The organism is Effusibacillus lacus (genome assembly GCF_002335525.1).
Lineage (GTDB): Bacteria > Bacillota > Bacilli > Tumebacillales > Effusibacillaceae > Effusibacillus > Effusibacillus lacus.
Map to the genome: position 1 here is coordinate 15,272 of NZ_BDUF01000043.1, position 17,552 is coordinate 32,823.

General features: G+C 49.0%; 20 protein-coding genes. 13 read left to right on the plus strand and 7 right to left on the minus strand.

Annotated features, from left to right (window positions below; translation table 11 throughout):
- Positions 1 to 9: 9 nt before the first annotated feature.
- On the minus strand, positions 10 to 1,293 hold the full coding sequence (locus tag EFBL_RS08080) for an ArsB/NhaD family transporter (RefSeq protein ID WP_096181638.1): 1,284 nt from the start codon (positions 1,291 to 1,293) through the stop codon (positions 10 to 12).
- A gap of 137 nt (positions 1,294 to 1,430) precedes the next feature.
- Between EFBL_RS08080 and EFBL_RS08085 the strand changes: the two genes are divergently transcribed.
- Positions 1,431 to 1,832 carry a hypothetical protein gene (locus tag EFBL_RS08085; protein ID WP_096181639.1) on the plus strand — a complete coding sequence of 134 codons (402 nt, stop codon included), beginning with the start codon at positions 1,431 to 1,433 and terminating at the stop codon, positions 1,830 to 1,832.
- Positions 1,833 to 1,851: 19 nt separating this feature from the next.
- Positions 1,852 to 2,457 (plus strand): 30S ribosomal protein S4, encoded by a 606-nt coding sequence (gene rpsD, locus EFBL_RS08090; protein ID WP_096181640.1) that lies wholly within the window; start codon positions 1,852 to 1,854, stop codon positions 2,455 to 2,457.
- Between the two features lie 64 nt (positions 2,458 to 2,521).
- Here rpsD and EFBL_RS08095 read toward each other — a convergent pair whose 3' ends face one another.
- The gene (locus EFBL_RS08095) at positions 2,522 to 2,977 is read right to left on the minus strand and encodes a hypothetical protein (protein ID WP_096181641.1); all 456 of its coding nucleotides are present in this window, start codon (positions 2,975 to 2,977) and stop codon (positions 2,522 to 2,524) included.
- Positions 2,978 to 3,100: 123 nt separating this feature from the next.
- Between EFBL_RS08095 and EFBL_RS08100 the strand changes: the two genes are divergently transcribed.
- From EFBL_RS08100 to EFBL_RS08125, 5 genes are all read left to right on the plus strand, one after another.
- Positions 3,101 to 3,436 carry a hypothetical protein gene (locus tag EFBL_RS08100; RefSeq protein WP_131927760.1) on the plus strand — a complete coding sequence of 112 codons (336 nt, stop codon included), beginning with the start codon at positions 3,101 to 3,103 and terminating at the stop codon, positions 3,434 to 3,436.
- 17 nt (positions 3,437 to 3,453) lie between these two features.
- On the plus strand, positions 3,454 to 4,299 hold the full coding sequence (locus EFBL_RS08105; protein WP_096181643.1) for a family 1 encapsulin nanocompartment shell protein: 846 nt from the start codon (positions 3,454 to 3,456) through the stop codon (positions 4,297 to 4,299).
- A 112-nt stretch (positions 4,300 to 4,411) separates the two neighbouring features.
- Positions 4,412 to 4,918, plus strand: coding sequence for a peroxiredoxin (locus tag EFBL_RS08115; protein ID WP_231705722.1), 507 nt, complete (start codon positions 4,412 to 4,414; stop codon positions 4,916 to 4,918).
- A gap of 91 nt (positions 4,919 to 5,009) precedes the next feature.
- Positions 5,010 to 5,435 carry a glycine/sarcosine/betaine reductase selenoprotein B family protein gene (locus tag EFBL_RS08120; RefSeq protein WP_165912673.1) on the plus strand — a complete coding sequence of 142 codons (426 nt, stop codon included), beginning with the start codon at positions 5,010 to 5,012 and terminating at the stop codon, positions 5,433 to 5,435.
- Between the two features lie 27 nt (positions 5,436 to 5,462).
- Positions 5,463 to 5,702, plus strand: a complete 240-nt coding sequence (locus EFBL_RS08125; protein ID WP_096181688.1) for a hypothetical protein — start codon at positions 5,463 to 5,465, stop codon at positions 5,700 to 5,702.
- 32 nt (positions 5,703 to 5,734) lie between these two features.
- Here the strand turns inward: EFBL_RS08125 and EFBL_RS08130 are convergent, their stop codons facing one another.
- Genes EFBL_RS08130 through EFBL_RS08140 form a run of 3 tightly spaced genes read right to left on the minus strand, consistent with a single transcriptional unit; the run spans position 5,735 to position 9,083 of the window.
- Complete coding sequence (locus EFBL_RS08130) at positions 5,735 to 6,415, minus strand: response regulator (RefSeq protein WP_096181647.1); 681 nt, start codon at positions 6,413 to 6,415, stop codon at positions 5,735 to 5,737.
- Positions 6,416 to 6,443: 28 nt separating this feature from the next.
- Positions 6,444 to 8,048, minus strand: a complete 1,605-nt coding sequence (locus tag EFBL_RS08135) for an ATP-binding protein (protein ID WP_096181648.1) — start codon at positions 8,046 to 8,048, stop codon at positions 6,444 to 6,446.
- A 15-nt stretch (positions 8,049 to 8,063) separates the two neighbouring features.
- On the minus strand, positions 8,064 to 9,083 hold the full coding sequence (locus EFBL_RS08140) for a DctP family TRAP transporter solute-binding subunit (protein WP_216640716.1): 1,020 nt from the start codon (positions 9,081 to 9,083) through the stop codon (positions 8,064 to 8,066).
- A 233-nt stretch (positions 9,084 to 9,316) separates the two neighbouring features.
- On the opposite strand from EFBL_RS08140, the gene EFBL_RS08145 reads away from it, so the two are divergent.
- On the plus strand, positions 9,317 to 10,597 hold the full coding sequence (locus EFBL_RS08145; protein ID WP_096181650.1) for a dicarboxylate/amino acid:cation symporter: 1,281 nt from the start codon (positions 9,317 to 9,319) through the stop codon (positions 10,595 to 10,597).
- 266 nt (positions 10,598 to 10,863) lie between these two features.
- Positions 10,864 to 11,847, plus strand: coding sequence for an MBL fold metallo-hydrolase (locus EFBL_RS08150; protein ID WP_165912674.1), 984 nt, complete (start codon positions 10,864 to 10,866; stop codon positions 11,845 to 11,847).
- On the opposite strand, the gene EFBL_RS08155 is transcribed toward EFBL_RS08150, so the two are convergent.
- Positions 11,839 to 13,014, minus strand: a complete 1,176-nt coding sequence (locus EFBL_RS08155) for an MFS transporter (RefSeq protein WP_096181652.1) — start codon at positions 13,012 to 13,014, stop codon at positions 11,839 to 11,841. The two genes, EFBL_RS08150 and EFBL_RS08155, sit on opposite strands and share 9 nt — an antisense overlap.
- 87 nt (positions 13,015 to 13,101) lie before the next feature.
- On the opposite strand from EFBL_RS08155, the gene EFBL_RS08160 reads away from it, so the two are divergent.
- Positions 13,102 to 14,214: a M24 family metallopeptidase gene (locus EFBL_RS08160; protein WP_096181653.1), complete on the plus strand. Its 1,113-nt coding sequence runs from the start codon at positions 13,102 to 13,104 to the stop codon at positions 14,212 to 14,214.
- Between the two features lie 119 nt (positions 14,215 to 14,333).
- Positions 14,334 to 15,398, plus strand: coding sequence for a two-component system sensor histidine kinase NtrB (locus tag EFBL_RS08165; protein WP_165912675.1), 1,065 nt, complete (start codon positions 14,334 to 14,336; stop codon positions 15,396 to 15,398).
- A 27-nt stretch (positions 15,399 to 15,425) separates the two neighbouring features.
- Here EFBL_RS08165 and EFBL_RS08170 read toward each other — a convergent pair whose 3' ends face one another.
- On the minus strand, positions 15,426 to 16,592 hold the full coding sequence (locus tag EFBL_RS08170; RefSeq protein ID WP_096181655.1) for a rhomboid family intramembrane serine protease: 1,167 nt from the start codon (positions 16,590 to 16,592) through the stop codon (positions 15,426 to 15,428).
- Positions 16,593 to 16,904: 312 nt separating this feature from the next.
- Between EFBL_RS08170 and EFBL_RS08175 the strand changes: the two genes are divergently transcribed.
- Entirely contained in the window at positions 16,905 to 17,138 is a 234-nt protein-coding gene (locus tag EFBL_RS08175; protein ID WP_172899669.1) for a NifU family protein, read from the plus strand.
- 24 nt (positions 17,139 to 17,162) lie between these two features.
- Positions 17,163 to 17,486, plus strand: a complete 324-nt coding sequence (gene trxA / locus EFBL_RS08180) for a thioredoxin TrxA (RefSeq protein WP_096181656.1) — start codon at positions 17,163 to 17,165, stop codon at positions 17,484 to 17,486.
- Positions 17,487 to 17,552 lie beyond the last annotated feature (66 nt).

A 17,552-nucleotide genomic window follows, 5' to 3' on the forward strand; every position in this document is an offset into this window, starting at 1 on the left:
GGTCGCTGCTCAGACTAAATATCTGAAATACACGTAAATGCTAGAAATGAGAATGGAAAGAATCATCAACGGGAAACCGACCCATAAGAATTTCAGGAAAGAAATGTGATGTCCTTCCTTTGCGGCCAGTCCGGCAACAATTACGTTGGCGCTTGCTCCAATCAGAGTGCCGTTTCCTCCCAGGCAAGCTCCCAACGCAAGACTCCACCACAAGGGATCCAGGTTGGTGATGCCCATTTTGCCCATTTCCTGAATCATCGGGATCATGGTTGCAACAAACGGAATGTTATCGATGAATGCGGAGGCAATGGCACTCATCCATAAGATCAGCATGGCAGTTAAGGTCAAGTCGCCTTCCGTCAGATCAATGGCCTGCCTGGCAAGCTTCGCAATGACGCCTGTTTCCACAAGCCCGGAAACCAACACAAACAAGCCGATGAAGAAAAAGATGGTTGTCCATTCCACCTTGGTCAACGCTTCTTCAAGATAGTGCTCACCTGTCAGGAGGAGCAGCAGAAATGCCCCCGCCAAAGCCACAGTGGCCGACTCGATATGGAGCAATTGGTGCAGGAAGAACCCTCCGATGGTCAATGCCAACACAAGCAAACATTTCTTCATCAGCTTCACATCGGTGATTTCGTCCTTCTCATCCAAGTCGTTGATCAGAGCTTTCAGCTCGTCCGATGCCTGGATTTGTTTGCGGTACAACAAGGCCAGAATACCGACCGTCACAAACAGGATAAAGAAAGAGATTGCTGCCAGATTGTCAATGAACGCCATGAACGTCAATGTGTCCTTGTTGGCGCTGCCAATCATGATGTTAGGCGGGTCGCCGATGAGGGTTGCGGTTCCTCCAATGTTGGAAGCAAAAATCTGTGTGATCAGAAAAGGGATGGGCGTTACACGCAACTGCCGTGTAATACTGAATGTTACGGGCACCATCAGCAGAACGGTTGTCACATTGTCAAGAAAAGCAGAGGCAACTGCCGTAATTACACCCAGGAAAACAAGGATCCGGACCGGATCGCCCTTCGCTTTCTTGGCCGCCCAGATGGCAAGGAATTTAAACAGTCCTGTCTGGGCCGTTATCACAACGATAATCATCATTCCCGTCAGTAAGCCCAGTGTGCCAAAATCAACATGGCGAATTGCTGTCTCCTGATCCACGATCCCGAACAACACCATCGCGATGCCGCCAGCCATTGCAATGATTGTACGATGAATTTTTTCCGAAATGATAATTGCATAGGTTACCAAGAAAATGCCAATTGCTATGATTGCCTGTTGTTCCATCGGTCTCCCCCTGGCAAGTGCTTTAGTTAATTTATTCTATAATGTGTACAAAAAAGCCTTTTTGTCCAGACTTTACAGAGAAGAAAATTACAAATATAATATGAAAACGATAATCACTATCAATTGAAGGTGGACATATGCTGGTCGACAAGCGCATTGAGAAAATGGTGGAGCAATATTTGATTCCACCCGGTGCAAAAGGTAAAATCACTGCATTGCCGTCATTTGGCAGCTTTACTGCGGAAAACTGCCTGAATTACGTTCTGTCCAAATGGCCGTTTTCCGAATGCATTGTCTGCCAAGTCATGCGCGGGATTTCGGGGGAGGTCTGGATGAGTGCGCAGACATTCGCCAAAGTGGGGACCTCTTTTCGCCCGGTGGTACTGATTGAATCGGTGGAAGACTGTTCGACCATGTCCCAAAACGATCTGATTCACATGATCAGCGCGGTGGTGGAAGAGATTGAAACCGAACTGGAGTCTCTTCGCCAGGAAGGAGTCATATTGGCTGCCTGCGAAGATCTGCTAACCAATAATTGAGAGGAGTTTTGAATTTCTTATGGCTAGACGAACAGGACCCAAACACAAACTGTGCAGGCAAGTGGGGTATGCTTTATGTGGATTGCCCAAGTGTCCGGCGCATAAACGCCCCTATCCGCCCGGACAACATGGCCCCGGAAAGCGCACCAAGCGAAGCGAATACGGAATCCAATTGCTCGAAAAACAGAAACTTCGCTATGTCTATGGGGTACAGGAAAAACAGTTCCGCCGCTACTATGAGGAAGCGGCCCGTCGCAAAGGGATTACCGGCGCCAATCTGTTTGAGTTGCTGGAATCCCGTTTGGACAACATTGTTTACCGACTGGGATTTGCACGGACTTTGGACGGGGCTCGCCAGCTCGTATCCCACGGGCATGTCACTGTGAACGGAAGAAGGGTCAACATTGCTTCCTATCAGGTTCAAGTCGGTGACTCCATCGGTCTTACGGAAAAAGGTCGTGAAATGGCCCCGGTGAAGGAGAGTCTGGAAAACCGTCCGATTTTGCCGCCCTACCTGTCCTTTGATGAAGCATCCATGACGGGAGTGTTGACCCGGAAACCGGAACGCACGGAAATTCCGGTGGATGTGAATGAAACACTGATCGTGGAATTCTATTCAAGGTAAAACAAAAGCCTTGGTGCCGGTGCGCCAAGGCTTTCTGTCATAATGTCTTTAAAATAATGTGCTTCTACGCTCCCACCACCGACAGAATTGGTTTTTCCTGCAGGGTGGCATAAAGCTCTTGAACCGAATTTACGCCGATGTCCTCCAGCAGGCAGCGGAGTTCTTTTTCATAGGAGGAACGTGCCGCTCCCTGGCTGATTTCAAGCAATCTAAGCGCCCGTGTCCGTTTCTGTTCCCGAGCCCATTGTTGATAAACAAGGTTTTGAACGTTGCCGATCGTCTTGTGCTCCGGGTTTACAAGAACACTTACTTGATCCACATGGGCCACCCGGACCGTACCCTGCTCATCCATAAACCCCAACGAATAAAAACGGTTGCCTGTATATTCCACACGCATTATGACCGCGTTCCTGAATTTTTCTCCATTTGCCAACTCGATCGAAGCCGCCTCAATGCAGCCGCCGATTTCTTTGGTTTTTTCAAGGCCGGTATACAGATCCATCCATCCAAAAAGATTCATATGGTTCCCACCCTGTTAATGAGAATCGGTTTCAATTGCATTGTAACAAAAAACCGGACGTTTGTATATTGGCGGAAAGGATTGGCAATTCTGCTAGGTAGTATGTTCGAAAGGGGGATTATTGTGGAGAGAGTCGAGCAACTGATAAGATTGGCGGAAGGCCAAAAACAAAGCATGGCTCACTTTGTGGAGCATATGTCCGTAATACTGAACAATGTGGAAGATAATCTGACCAGGGAATTGCTTTCCCATTTGATTGAGGAAGAGCATGAGCGGGCACTGGCTGTGGATGAATTGATTCAAAGCCTGAGAGGACTGCCTCTGACCGGAGTCGATTCTGTGCCTCAGGGGGAACTTGGAGGTCTTGAAGCTAATGCTAATGGGGGCGGAGTGAATACACCTGTCGGGATTACGGGTTCCAGACGCCCCCTTAGCGTGGGCAGTCTGGTCATATATTAGGGAATGGAGGGATATTTGTGACCTTACTGAGAGCTTTTGATTCGGACATTCCGCTTCGCGGCGATGAGATGGAGCGACTGCATGCCGTCATTGTGGAGGTTGGCAGACGTCAATTGATCGGCAGAAGAATTCTTGAAATATACGGACCTTTGGGAGCGGGAATTCAAGGCGTTCCCTCGGACCGTTTTCAAGATGTGGAATTGGCGGCAGTGGACCAGTTGGGAGAAGAAGAGGGGGACGCCTTTGGAACGGGGCGTCGGGTGCAATTGACAATCCCCATTTTGTATAAAGATTTTATCATCCATTGGCGAGACGTCGAACTTGCCAGGCAACTGGGAACCGAAATTGACTTCAGTGCTGCTGCAGGTGCTTCGTCGGTGGTTGCCACGAAAGAAGACGATCTGATATTCAACGGGAATTCCGAGTTCGGTATTGAGGGGTTGACGAATGCAACAGGCAGACTGACTCACATGATCGAGGATTGGACCGAGTCTGGGCGTTCTTACACCGATGTGGTTCAAATGACCACCAAATTGATTGAAAACGGGCAGTTTGGGCCTTTTGCCATGGTAACCCATCCTGCGCTGTATGCAAAGATGCTGCGGGTACACCAAGGAACCAACGTTTTGGAGATTGAACACATTCGGGAGCTTGTAACGGCCGGAGTCTACCAGTCCCCTGTCTTGAAAGAGAACACAGGTGTGATCGTTTCTGTGGGCAGGCAAAATTTTGATTTGGCGGTGGCCGAGGATCTGTCCGTCGCTTATTTGGGTGCCGAGCGAATGAACTTCCCGTTCCGGGTATATGAATGTTTGGTGCCGCGGATCAAGCGTCCAGCCGCAATCTGTTCTTTCTCCGCCTAATTTTGAATAATTTTTAACAAAAAAAAGTTCCATATTGAGGATTTTCCTTAATTGGTATACAATAACACTTGGGGTAAACCCAAAAGTACATATTTCAAGAGGAGGGAATTAAATGCCAAAAGGTGCCACTGAAACAAAAACCTTGAAAGTCGGCGACAAGGCTCCCGATTTTGAGCTTAAAGCCCATGGCAACCGAACCGTCAAGCTGTCTGACTACCTTGGCAAGAAAAACGTATTTATCGCGTTCTACCCTCTCGACTGGACACCGGTCTGAGGCGCTCAGATGCCTTCTTACGAGGACGATCTGTCCCGTTTTGAAGAGCATGATACCCAAGTTTTGGGTATTAGCGTAGACAGCATTCCGAGCCATGAAGCATGGCAGAAATCCATTGGCGGTATTTCCTATCCGCTTTGTTCCGACTTCTATCCGCATGGGGAAGTGTCGAAGGCATTCGGCGTTCTTCGCGAAAATCCGAATGAGCCGGCATACGGTGCTTCGGAGCGCGCATTGTTTATTATCGACAAAGAGGGCATTGTTCGTTTTATCGATGTGCATCCGATTGCTGAGCAGCCGGACAATGAAGAACTCTTTGACATTCTGCGCAAACTCAACAGCTAATACGGCGAGTTTTAGTTTGACAAATAGAGCATCCTAAGGAGGGCATATGCAGAATAAAGCATATGCTCCTTTTTCTAAGGAGGGAACGCTGATGGAGATGTCACGGAAAGCGATTCCGTACACGCCGAATCCGATGGCTTTGAAAGACATGACGATTATGATTGTGTCAACTGCAGGAGCTCATTTAAAGGAGCAGAATCCTTTCGATACGGCGGGAGATGCTACGTACCGTGTGATTCCGGGGGATGTTCAAGCCGGGGACATGACGGTTACCCATGGGGCTCCCAAGGAACACTACAACACGGATGAACCGAAGAAAGACATCAACTGTATTTTTCCCATTGACCGTTTACGGGAATTGGCCACCGAAGGGTTTATCAAAGGACTGGCTGAGAAGCACATCTCGATGATGGGATACGCGATGCGATTGAACCAGATCAATCAGGAGACGGCACCCGCCATCGCAAAGGAAGTGACCAAATCGCAAGCGGATGCAGTGATTCTGACGGCGGGTTGACCGCTTTGTCATCGCACCGTGGTCACGGTGCAGCGTGCGATTGAATCACAAGGAATTCCCACCGTCCTGATTACGCTGGATACGGAGCAATCGGGGCTCATGCGGCCACCTCGGGCCATTCATCCCGAGGGATTCGAATTCGGCCATTCAACGGGAAAGCCGTTTGACAAAGAAACTCAGACTGCTGTCGTAAGGGCCGCTCTTGAACAGTTGGAAGTCAAGCAAGAGCCTGGACAAATTCATAGCAAGCGGTTTCCCGGGTATTAAGAAATAAGGGAATCAGGGCGCATACGAGCGCCCTATTTCTTGTAACGATTCACAGGACGACCGATCGAGCCGTATTGAACTTCAAGCTGGATATGTCCTTTTTTTTGCAAATACTCCAAATACCGGCGGGCGGTAACACGCGCCAGTCCCGTCCCCGCAGCCACGTCTTCGGCAGACATCGGCTCGGTTTGTTCGGCCAGGAAAGACAGAATTTGCTGTAAGGTACGGTCGTTAAGTCCTTTCGGCAAATCGTTGCCGCCAGTTTGAGTGCTGTCGTGAACACGAATGCCCGTTATCACGTCCATATCTCTTTGTTCAATCTGTTGTTCCCGGAATTTTTTCCGCATGAAACGGTATTGGTCAAGCGCCGTGCGAATTCTTTCGAACCGAAACGGTTTAAAGATATAATCCACGGCTCCAAAACGCAGGATTTGTTGAATATGGCCGGGATCCCGATTAGCCGTTACGAAGATTACATCAACCGGCAGATCCGAATTCCTTATGTCTTTTAAGAGAGAGAGACCGTCCATGTCGGGCAAAAAATAATCCAACAGCACGAGGTCCGGCTTTGTTTGGTTTATCACTTTCCACGCTTCCGAACCGTTGAAAGCCTTGCCGATTATCTTATAACCGCTGATGCGGGATACAAATTCCGAATTGACTTCCATGACCATCGGATCGTCTTCGACGATGACCAATCGAACCGGTTCCATTTGATTGCCCTCCTTAAGCCTCATTGCATCACGTTTCCCAATCGGGACCAGGCAGTATCACATCAAAACGGGTTCCTTCGTTGACTTGGGAATCCACAAAAATCTCGCCGCCATGCAAATCAATAAATTGTTTGACAAGATACAAGCCAATGCCTTGCCCTTTATCGCCTTTTGTCGTAAATCCGTAATCAAACACTCTTGCCAGCACTTCCGGAGTCATGCCAATCCCGTTATCCGTTACGCTGATTTCAATACCGTCTTCATTTCCCTCGATAAAGAACGTGACTTTTTTCTCTTTACGATTTGATCTGTTCGCTGCGTAAATGGCGTTTTCCAGCAAGTTGCCGATTACCATCAGCAGATCGGTTTCCTTTATGTTGGAAGGCAGCACCGGCAAAGAAGTTTGCGGATCCACTTCCAATTCGACTCCTTGTTCTCTTGCATGGCTGATTTTGCCCATGATCAGACCGGATATGCTGTAGTCTTTGATCCTCTGAGTCAGAAAATGAGTTTCGGCTTCTTTCTCCCGATTAAAACTCAGGATTTTATCCATCACTTCCTCATACCGTTGCAGTTGTATGAGTCCCGCAATCGTATGAAGTTTGTTCAGGTATTCGTGGTTTTGGGCGCGAAGTGCGCCAATGAATTTTTGTACGCCCGTTAACTGCTCAGCGAGTTGATACACTTCCGTTCGGTCCTGAAAAGTGGACATGGCTCCCAGTATGTTCCCCTTAAATTTGATCGGAACGCGATTGGTCAGGATTACGGTGCCGTTTATCTGACGAAGTTGATGGTATTGCGGTTTCCCGTCTTTCAGCACCTCGGGAAGCCGACTGTCGCTGATCACTTCGCGGATTTTTTTTCCGATTACATTCTGAGAAATATTCATCATGCGCGCGGCCTGTTTATTGAAGACGGTAATGCGTTCTTCTCTGTCGATTACGATGATTCCTTCGGCAATCGATTCAATTACGGCCTCCCGTTCTTCCAGCAAATGCGCGATATCAAGCGGCTCCATGTTAAACATCTGCAGCTTGATCCGGTTGGCTACCCAGATGGCCCCGACAATGCCAAAAATGGTTCCCAGCAGCAGGGAGAGATACAGGTCGGCCCGGTAATCCCACAGTATTTGGAGGAATGTTGGAACAAGCACCCCGACGACAACTACGCCGATTTGAGTGGCTCCTTCCTGATCCATAACCGGCACAAAGGCGCGAATGGAGGCTCCTTTCACCCCCTGGGCCTTTGATACATAGGATTGTTCAGCCAACGCAGGGCCTTCATCCCCGCCGGCAAAGGGCAGGCCGATCCGGTCTTCAAGGGGATGAGAGTATCTTTTCTTCTCCATATCGAAAACAACCACATATTCCACATCGGTCGCCAGTCGCACCCGTTCCGCAACCGGTTGAATGATCCGCCAACCTTCCGCTTGCGCCAAACCTTCCTGGATGGTGGGGGATTGAGCCAGCGATTGGCCTATTGCCATAACTCTTTTACCCAATTCCAGTTCGTATGCCTCTGTCATCCGGTTAATCATCAGAAAGCTGCCCATGATTACCGAGAAAAACACGATAGCCGAAACGGTGGCTGCGATCCGTGTTCTCATTTTTAAATTGAATCGCTTTGGTTTCATGATTTGAATCTCCAGTTAGGGTTGCAGTTGCAATTCGCTGAAAAATGTACTTCCCAACCGTTGTTCCATTTCCTGATAAAGCGGGCGGAACAGCTGTCTCCATGCGGCCTTCTCGTCAGCCGTCAGTCCGGTAATCTCGATGCATCTGCAGTCTTGAATTTCTTTGAGCTTGTCCTTTTCTATTTGAACGGCCTGATTTCTTTGCCATGCGGTAACTTCATTCATTGTTTCTTTTATAACTTTTTGGATTTCCACGGGTAAACGGTTCCAAAACTTCTTGTCGATCACAACCAGATACCCGAGATAACCGTGATCGCTTAATGTCATGTACTTTTGAACCCGATAAAACCGTTTGCTGTAAATGTTGGAAATTGTGTTTTCCTGTCCGTGAATTTTCCCTTGTTCCAGCGCCAGGTACACATCGTTAAAGTTAATTTGGACGGGATTGACCCGCAAAAGGCTAAATTGTTGATCCAAAACCGAACTTGGCATGATTCGCATTGTGCTTCCCGTCAGATCCTCCGGTTTTCGAATGGGACGCAGATTGCTGGTAAACTGTTTAAAACCGCTGTCCCAAAACGCGAGGGAGACCATATTTTTACTCTCAACCGAATCGGCAATAAGCGATCCGATTTTTCCGTCAAACACTTTGTGATACCCGTCAAGATCCGAATAGAGATAAGGAAGATCGAAAACTCCCAGCTCCGGAACCAGATCGCTCAGTTTCGACAACGCCGGGGCAATCATTTGGACACGCCCTTGCGCCAACGCCTCCAGTTCTTCCGAATCTTTGTAAAGAGAACTGTTTGAAAATACCTGAACTTCCACCTTGCCTTTCGTTCTTTCCTTCACCAATTTGGCAAATAAACGGGCGGCTTGTCCCTTTGGCGTATCTTCCCCGACAACATGGGAGAAACGGATTACGATTTTATCGTTTTCACTGATTTGTTCATAATCGGTCGCTTTATTGGAAGAACAGGCGGAGAGCAGAGTGAGAATTATTACACAGGCAGTGAACAGCACTCTGTTTGGCAACACATTATCACCCCATTCATTGAAGAAATAATCTCACATTTTGCAGAGGGATTCAAATTGAAACATAGAGCAAAAAGACCAAAACAAACTATATGTTCGAATTCTTTCTATTTACGTCCGTTCATGCAATTATCTAATTAGACAGAAAACCGTCACGGGTCGTTCAATTGTAAGCGATTACAGAAGAACAGGCGTTTCAAGGCAGACGGAATACTCATCAGGGGGGTTCGAATGTGAAGGTAAAGGTAAAGTTTAGAAGTCTTACAACTCAAGTGTTAATCGCTATTGTCTTAGGGATTTTGTTTGGACAATTTTTCCCGAAGCATGCAACCGAGTTAAAAGTTCTGGCCGACATTTTTATCAAGATGATCAAGATGGTGATCGCGCCGATTATCTTCCTGACTGTGGTGAATGGCATCGCAGGCATGGGCGACATGAAAAAGCTTGGACGGATCGGCGGCAAAGCGTTGCTCTATTTTGAAATTGTATCGACTTTCGCATTGGCAATCGGCATTGTAGTTGTAAACGTTATCAAGCCTGGTGTTGGTGTAAATGCTTCCACCGCGAAAGCGGCTGCAGTTGCGCAGTATACCAAACAAGCGGCAGAGTCAAGCCAAGGTCTCATGGGCTTCATCTCGAGCATCATTCCGGATAACTTTATCGGTGCTTTGGCAAAAGGAGAGCTTCTCCCGATCCTGTTCGTATCCATTCTGTTTGGCGTGGCCCTGGCAAGCATGGGGGAGCGTTCCAAACCGGTACTCCATCTGTTTGAAAGAATCACGGAAGCGATCTTCAAAATGGTCGACATGATCATGAAGGTTTCCCCGATTGCCGCATTTGGGGCCATGTCCTATACCATCGGCAAATTCGGAATCGGTTCCTTGTTCTTCCTGGGTAAGTTGATGGGTTCCGTTTATATTACAATGGCTTTGTTTATCCTGATTGTGCTCGGAGCCATTGCAAGATTCTACGGATTCTCGATCCTTAAATTTATCGCGTACATTAAGGAGGAAATCTTCCTCGTAATAGGCACTTCCTCTTCCGAGTCTGCGCTGCCTCGAATGATGGAGAGACTGCAAAAGTACGGCTGTTCAAAATCTACGGTAGGTCTTGTCCTCCCAACCGGTTACTCGTTTAACCTGGACGGAACTGCGATTTATCTGTCAATGGCTGCGATCTTCATCGCGCAAGCGTATGGCATCGACTTGACAATTTGGCAAGAATTAACACTTCTGGGAATTCTGATGGTTACATCAAAAGGAGCCGCAGGAGTAACCGGATCGGGATTCGTTACACTTGCCGCTACCCTTGCAGCATTCCCGATGGTTCCCGTCGAAGGAATGGCGCTCTTGTTAGGTGTAGACCGGTTCATGTCGGAAGCTCGCGCGATCACGAATTTGATTGGCAACGGGGTTGCGACTGTGGTGATCGCCAAATCGGAAAAAGAGTTCGGCGTCGAGGAAGAAAGTTCATTTGAAGACAGTTCATTAAAAGTAAATGAGATAACGGCTTAAGTCGAATTGGAAGCACCCCTGAAAAGGGGTGCCAAATAAAATGGGAGAATGACGCATATGTTAAAAATGGGCCTGTACTCAAGCGGTACAGGCTTTTTTGCACTTGTAAGAGAATATAATTTTTCTAAGGTTACAAGTATAAGTGCAACTAAAGGCGTTCACCAAGGAAAGCGCTTAGTGAATGCCTAGTTTTCTTTACTTTGTGGGAATCTCCATTTTGTGCTAAAATTGAATGAAGAATCATTCATTTTTTCGGGAGGAACATGATGCCGCAAACAGTACAACTACAACGTCCGTGCAAAGGGGTTGTCTCGATTGCGATTCCAACGCCTTATGCCATCGGGGATGTCAATGTCTATCTCCTCGAAGGGGAAACGCTCACACTCGTTGACACCGGGAATTACACGAAAGAAGCGTGGAATGCGCTGGTCAAAGGGATAGAAGCTGCCGGGTACCGGGTAACGGATCTGAAACAGGTGGTATTGACTCACTTTCATGAAGACCATACCGGGCTTGCCCATCGCCTGAAGGAGAGAACCGGGGCAACCGTCCTGTCACACCCGGACACCGCCATTTGGCTCAGGGAAGAAGCGGATTTCATGGAATGGAGGACTCGTTTTTTCCAGGAGATGTATGGCAGAGCGGGACTGACACGGGAACAAATCTACCAAATTCATGAGAAATACCTATACTGGCGAAAATATGGACACTCTTGCGAAGTGGATCAAACTTTAAACGACGGTGATCAACTGCCCGCCCTTCCTGAGTGGCGAGTCCTATATACTCCGGGGCATTCCCACACCCATCTGTCGTTGTACAGGGAATCCGACCAGACCATGCTTTTGGGGGATCATTTGATTGCGCATATCTCGTCAAACGCATTCATGGAACCTACCGTCCGGTCGGGAGAAGGCCGTGTTAAATCGTTGATTCGTTATTGGGCGGAATTGCAAAAGCTTAAGGCAATCCCGATCAGGATCGGTCTGTCCGGGCATGGCGTACCGATTACTGACCATGTGTCTTTGATTGAGAGAAGATATGGATCAATTCTCAGGCGATGCAACCAAATCGCGGGATTGCTTGCAGATGGGGAACAGAACACCCTGCAATTGGCCCTGCGCTTGTTCCCCAATCACCAGAATCAGATGGCTTTGATTCTGTCGGAAACCCTTGGTCATCTCGACTGGTTGGAGGCGGAAGGGCGAATTCATAAAATCAGCCGGAGCGGGGTCGACTGGTACTCAGTGTGAGAGGGTGGAATGTCCGCTTCCCGTTTGCCAGGAATTGCGTCCTGCCAGGAAATGATTGCTGACAAGGGCCAGCAGTATGGTGCCCACAGTCAAGGCTGTCACACCGTGCCATTCATAACGGTCCCAGAGAAGCCCTGGAAGCCAGGCTCCCAGGCTTCCCCCCATATAGTAAAAAAATTGGTAGAGGGAAGTCGCTGCTCCACGGGATTTGGTCGCCACATCCCCGACATAGGCGGTGGCAGCCGATTGAGAGGCAAAGTTTCCGGCAGACATCAGGGAAAGACCGACAACCATAGCCGCAATCGAGGGCAGCAAGGTTACTGCTATGCCGAACCCCCCAACAAGGTGGCCTAACGCCATTGTGGATCTCCTGCCGATCCGGTCGGACAAGTAACCGGCTGCAGGAGCTGACAGTATGCCGAAAACAAAAGTCACGAACAACAGTGAGATTGCTGTGGGTCCAAGGGAGTAGGGCGGTTGGCTGACATGAAACGGAATATAGGTGAATACACCGATAAAGGCGAAAAATTGCGAGAAGCCGATGAAAAAAGTGCCAACCAGCTTCGGATTGGCGAAATGGACAAGAAACCCCAGAAGGCTGTGATTGTCTTTCTTCGACTGCCGGGAAGACGGAGGAAGCCATCTCCAGATCATGACAGTCAGCAGTGCCGCTACAAGAGCGAATACGTAAAAAGGGGCCTGCCAGAAGAAAGCGTCTGCCAGCACACCGCCGATGATTCGTCCTGACAAGCCTCCGACAACGGTGGCGCTGACATAGATTCCCAGGACACGTCCTCTTTCGTTCGCCGGGAATTCCTCAGCCGCGTATGCCATCAGCAAAGCGGTGACGCCGGGGATACAAATCCCTTGCCAGAACCTCCAGAGGAGAAATTCCGGAAAGGAATCGGCGAAGCACAAGAAAATGCTTGGCAGAATCAGGCAGGCATTGGCCAGCAGAATTCCATTTTTGCGATCCCATTTGTCGGTAATGGGGGCAAGCAGCAAAGAGGCCACTGCCAGGGCAACGATCGGCAGTGAAATCGCCAGGCTGGCAGTTGGAACCGATATGTCGAAAACACTGGCCAGCATAGGAAGCAGTGGTTGCGGGGCGTACAGAATGGCGAAAATGTTGGTGGCAGCAAAGAACAGAATCAACAGGCGCGACATAAGGGAAGCTCCTTCCTTGTTGTACGCGTTCATTATATCATGAAAGCATGCAATTATTTATACGATAAACAGGGAAAGGGTGACAGTATGCGGCAGCAACACCCGGCACGAATTGAAAGAGTATTGGGGTGGATGGAAGAGGCGGGAGTTGATTTATCTATTGTTACATCGCCTGCCAATGTGATGTATCTGAGCGGTTTCTGGGGGAATCCGCATGAACGGTTCATGGGTGTTGTCATCCCGAGGCAGGGCGTCCCTTTCTTGTTGGTTCCCGCTCTTGACCGTGAGAAGGCAGTTGAGAAGAGCACTCTTGCCGTGCATACCCATGAGGATACGGACTCTGCTGTAGAGATCCTGGTTCGGGTTTTAGATAAGGAGCCAAAGGGAATCGGGCGGATTGCAATCGAAAAGCGCGAAATGTCCGTTGCCCGGCTGGAAGAGCTTCAGGAACGTTTTCCCGCAGCCCGCTACTCGAATGTGGAGGATCAATTGACGGCAATGCGCCTGCAAAAGGATGAAGATGAGCTTTCCTTGATGAAAAAGGCGGCACAGCTTGCCGATGAAGCGGTAGCCTTTGCAGCATCCCAGATGACCCCTGGAAAAATGGAGTATGAAATCGTACAAGCGGTGGAATCCTTCGTCAAACGACAGGGTGCCGACCGTATGGCTTTCGACACAATGGTGTTGGCGGGAGAGAAGAGTGCTTTGCCGCATGGGACGCCAGGAGATCGGGATATTCGACGCGGTGATTTCGTATTGGTGGATTTGGGAATCGTCTGGAAAGGATATTGCTCCGATATCACAAGAACCTTTGTGATTGGGGAGGCGACGGACAAACAACGCAACATCTACGAGACGGTCATGAAGGCGAATGAAGCTGCCATCCAGGCGGTAAAGCCTGGGGTTGATGCAGGCAGAATCGACCGGGCTGCAAGGGACGTCATCACGAATGCCGGTTACGGCGGATTCTTTATTCACAGGGTTGGACACGGACTTGGCATCGATATTCATGAGTCTCCTTCCGTGCATGGGAAAAATGGGCAACTGCTCGTTCCCGGAATGACATTTACCGTAGAACCGGGGATTTACGTCCCGGAAATCGGGGGTGTTCGAATCGAGGATGATGTATTGGTCACAGAGACGGGAGTTCAGGTACTGACAACTTATCCGAAAGAGTTAAAAATTCTTGCCGCCAAATAATAATTGACCGGATCATTATGACTGCACCTGACTGTCGAATAATGGCGAAAAGAATAGACTGTTTTTCCGGCGGGAAATTGATAGAATGGAACCTGTACATTTTTATCTGGGTGGGTGTAATGGGGGCAACTATCAATGACCGAATTGTTGGGACAGCCATTGTAGGGATCATTGCAGTCGATCAGGCAGGCCGCATCACCTTCATCAATCAAAGGGCCATCTCCATCCTTTCGAATTGTCCTTTGACTCCGGAAGAGTTGATGGGACGCGTTTATTGGAACGTATTCCACAAAGGAATCAAAATCACTAAGGATGGCAAATATACCAGCTGCCTGATCAAAACCCTTGAAACCGGCAAAGCATGCAACCACAGGGAAGTTTTTTACCGCAACAAGACGTTGCTTGTCGATTCATCCCCCTTATTGGATGAGCAGGGACAATCTATTGGAGCGATTGCCATCTTTAAAGACATTACGGAACAGCGAATGCTGGAGGAGCAACTGCGCCAGGCGGAGAAATTTGCAGCTGTCGGGCAGGTGTCGGCTGGACTCGCACATGAATTGCTCAATCCATTGACAGTGATCAAAGGATTTCTGCAGTTATCGCAGCAAGGGGTCACTCTTGAAGCGGATGCTTGCGGAATTCTGCTGAATGAAGTCAATAAGGTGGACAAGTTGGTCAATGATTTTTTGCTGTTGACCAATCCTTCCGCCCCCAAGTATCAGTGGGTTTCCGTGCCTGATCTGTTGCACGAGATGACCGACCAGTTCAGTTCGGTTGCGGAGCTCAACCAAATTACCTTTGAGCTGGAGATTGAACCCGATTTGCCGGAGATCCGGGCCGACCTGCACCAGATCCGGCAGGTTGTTATCAACCTGGTCAGGAACGCTTTTGACTGTCTGTCACCGGGAGGGTTTATCCGAATAAGGGCAAGTCTTAGCCAGGAACATCTTGTGATTTCGGTGTTCAACAATGGGCCGGTGATCCCAACGGAAATCCGCCCCAAAATATTCGATCCTTTCTTTACCACCAAAGATCAGGGGAGAGGATTGGGTTTGGCAATTTGCTACCGGATTGTCGAGAATCATTCAGGGCAGTTGCACGTTGAAAGTCTCGAAGGACACGGTACTACGTTTTCGGTACAATTACCTCTGCAAATAAACGAAAAAGCGGCTCGGATCTGATGGATCGGAGTCGCTTTATCCACTGAGTTACGGGAATGTGAACCCCAGCCACAAACCGCCTGCCAGCAAGGCTCCCAAAACTATGGCAGCCAACGGTTGGTGGTACCGAAAACCCCGTTTCGGCAGTCCGATGGCGGCAGAGGCCAGAAATCCCCCAATGAGGCCACCGATATGACCGGAATTGCTGATCTGTGGAATGATAAATCCGAGCAGCAGATTGATAAACAACGTGGTCCAAACGGCGCTTCCCATCGTGCGCCGAAAGAGATCCCTGTATTGGGTTCCGAAGTACAAGAGGGAGCCGAGAATTCCAAAGATGGCTCCGGAAGCGCCCACCGCCGGATAAGGCGACAGGGCAAAACTGGCAATATTGCCGGATAAGCCGGAGACTAGAAATATCAGCAAAAACCGGTTGCTGCCATATATCCATTCCGAATCCCGCAAGGAATATAGAGCAAAAGAATTCACCAGCAGGTGCAGCATATTCAAATGGAGAAACATGGGAGAGACAAGGCGCCAGTATTCGCCCTCCAGGATCCGACTATTCTCTTTCGCTCCGAATCGGATCAAGGTGTCATAAAATTGTTCTTCACCCGAGACGGACATCCAGAAAAACGTGCCGACAATGATTGCAAGCATTGAAAAAACCGCTTTGGATGAGTTTTGGACGTAGATGTTTTGCCATTCGGCCTGCCGCTGTTTCATTGTTTGCAGAATGTCCTGCTGCATTTCCTGCAGGAGGATCGGATCTTCCGAAATATTCGCCGCCTCAAGGACAGCCTTTCTGGACAAAACGCCCCGGCTGAACCATGGGAGATTGGTGGACATTACTTTTTTGTCCAATCCAACCCATGCGGAATAGACAGAAATGTCCGGTCCCCATTCATGACGTTCAAGCTTTCGCAGGGATGCCAACTGTTGCGGATTGGGGGTGGCCGGATAGGTGATCAGTTGCACCACGGTAATGCCTCTATAAGGGTGATCACGAAGAATTTCCCGTGCTTCTTCAAAGGAAGTATCCAACAGATCCTGAAGTGAGGCCACCTCGGGTCCACGAACCACCCGAATCAGTACGCCCCGGCTTCCACTCGATTTGAACAGGGACAGTTCCGGGAACAGGACTCCTGGCGGGAACCAGGTATACCCTTTTTGCCTTACGAGTATTCGTGCAAGTGCCAGCTCAAACGCATTCATCGATTCCCCACCTCGCTCACCCACAGTTTCTCCTATTCAACAGGTTTCCGCAAGTCTGCAAGCTAAAGAAATGCGATGACTGTCACCATTCTTACAGGGTGTCCAGTGTGGAAAACAAATTGAGTTACGGCTAAGGGTTGCATGCAAAAAGCTGTTTGGTATACTAGATGTAAGTATCATCACATCTTGTTTGGAACCTCTTGCATATAATAACTATTGCAAGAAGTTTGAAACAGCTTAACGAATGGGTTGCTACCGGTTGGTGATACTACCAACATGCAAACAGTTCACTATCTAAATGGAGGGTTTAATATGGAAGATCTGCGTGAACGCGTTCAGAACGCACTTGATAAAATCCGCCCCGGTTTGATGGCTGACGGCGGGGATGCCGAGTTGATTGATGTCGATGCAGAGGCAGGCATTGCCACCATTCGGATGGTCGGCGCTTGCGGCGGCTGTCCGATGTCTACCATGACGCTCAAAATGGGTATTGAGCGTACCATTCGTGCGGCAGTACCGGAAATTAAAGAAGTAGTGGCAGTATAACCATCGCACCCGGGAGGTCCTTACATGGCTGACAATGTAGTAAAGGTGACAGACCAAACTTTTGAACAAACCATTCAATCAGACAAGCCGGTTTTGGTGGACTTCTGGGCGGAATGGTGCGGTCCCTGCAAGATGATGGCTCCCGTTCTGGATGAGCTGGCAGCTGATTATCAAGGGAAACTTACGGTTGCCAAGCTGAATGTAGACGAGAACCCGGCTGCTTCCCAGAAGTTTGGCATAATGTCCATCCCGACACTGCTTTTGTTCAAAAACGGTCAAGTCGTGAAAACCTTTGTCGGGTATATGTCCAAGAAGGATCTGGCCGACAAATTGGCAGACTCCATCTAATTTTTTACCGCATGAGCCGTGCCGGGGCACGGCTCTGATTTTTTGCTGGAGGGATTTTCTTGCTGA

Bases quoted from the DNA above. Each gene is read 5' to 3' on its own strand.
- EFBL_RS08155 (WP_096181652.1), bottom strand. From the start codon at position 13,014: ATGTCGCGCCTGTTGATTCTGTTCTTTGCTGCCACCAACATTTTCGCC.
- EFBL_RS08150 (WP_165912674.1), top strand. From the start codon at position 10,864: ATGCCGCAAACAGTACAACTACAACGTCCGTGCAAAGGGGTTGTCTCG.
- EFBL_RS08095 (WP_096181641.1), bottom strand. From the start codon at position 2,977: ATGAATCTTTTTGGATGGATGGATCTGTATACCGGCCTTGAAAAAACC.
- EFBL_RS08175 (WP_172899669.1), top strand. From the start codon at position 16,905: ATGGAAGATCTGCGTGAACGCGTTCAGAACGCACTTGATAAAATCCGC.
- EFBL_RS08160 (WP_096181653.1), top strand. From the start codon at position 13,102: ATGCGGCAGCAACACCCGGCACGAATTGAAAGAGTATTGGGGTGGATG.
- EFBL_RS08130 (WP_096181647.1), bottom strand. From the start codon at position 6,415: ATGGAACCGGTTCGATTGGTCATCGTCGAAGACGATCCGATGGTCATG.
- trxA (WP_096181656.1), top strand. From the start codon at position 17,163: ATGGCTGACAATGTAGTAAAGGTGACAGACCAAACTTTTGAACAAACC.
- EFBL_RS08165 (WP_165912675.1), top strand. From the start codon at position 14,334: ATGGGGGCAACTATCAATGACCGAATTGTTGGGACAGCCATTGTAGGG.
- rpsD (WP_096181640.1), top strand. From the start codon at position 1,852: ATGGCTAGACGAACAGGACCCAAACACAAACTGTGCAGGCAAGTGGGG.
- EFBL_RS08120 (WP_165912673.1), top strand. From the start codon at position 5,010: ATGGAGATGTCACGGAAAGCGATTCCGTACACGCCGAATCCGATGGCT.
- EFBL_RS08080 (WP_096181638.1), bottom strand. From the start codon at position 1,293: ATGGAACAACAGGCAATCATAGCAATTGGCATTTTCTTGGTAACCTAT.
- EFBL_RS08170 (WP_096181655.1), bottom strand. From the start codon at position 16,592: ATGAATGCGTTTGAGCTGGCACTTGCACGAATACTCGTAAGGCAAAAA.
- EFBL_RS08085 (WP_096181639.1), top strand. From the start codon at position 1,431: ATGCTGGTCGACAAGCGCATTGAGAAAATGGTGGAGCAATATTTGATT.
- EFBL_RS08135 (WP_096181648.1), bottom strand. From the start codon at position 8,048: ATGAAACCAAAGCGATTCAATTTAAAAATGAGAACACGGATCGCAGCC.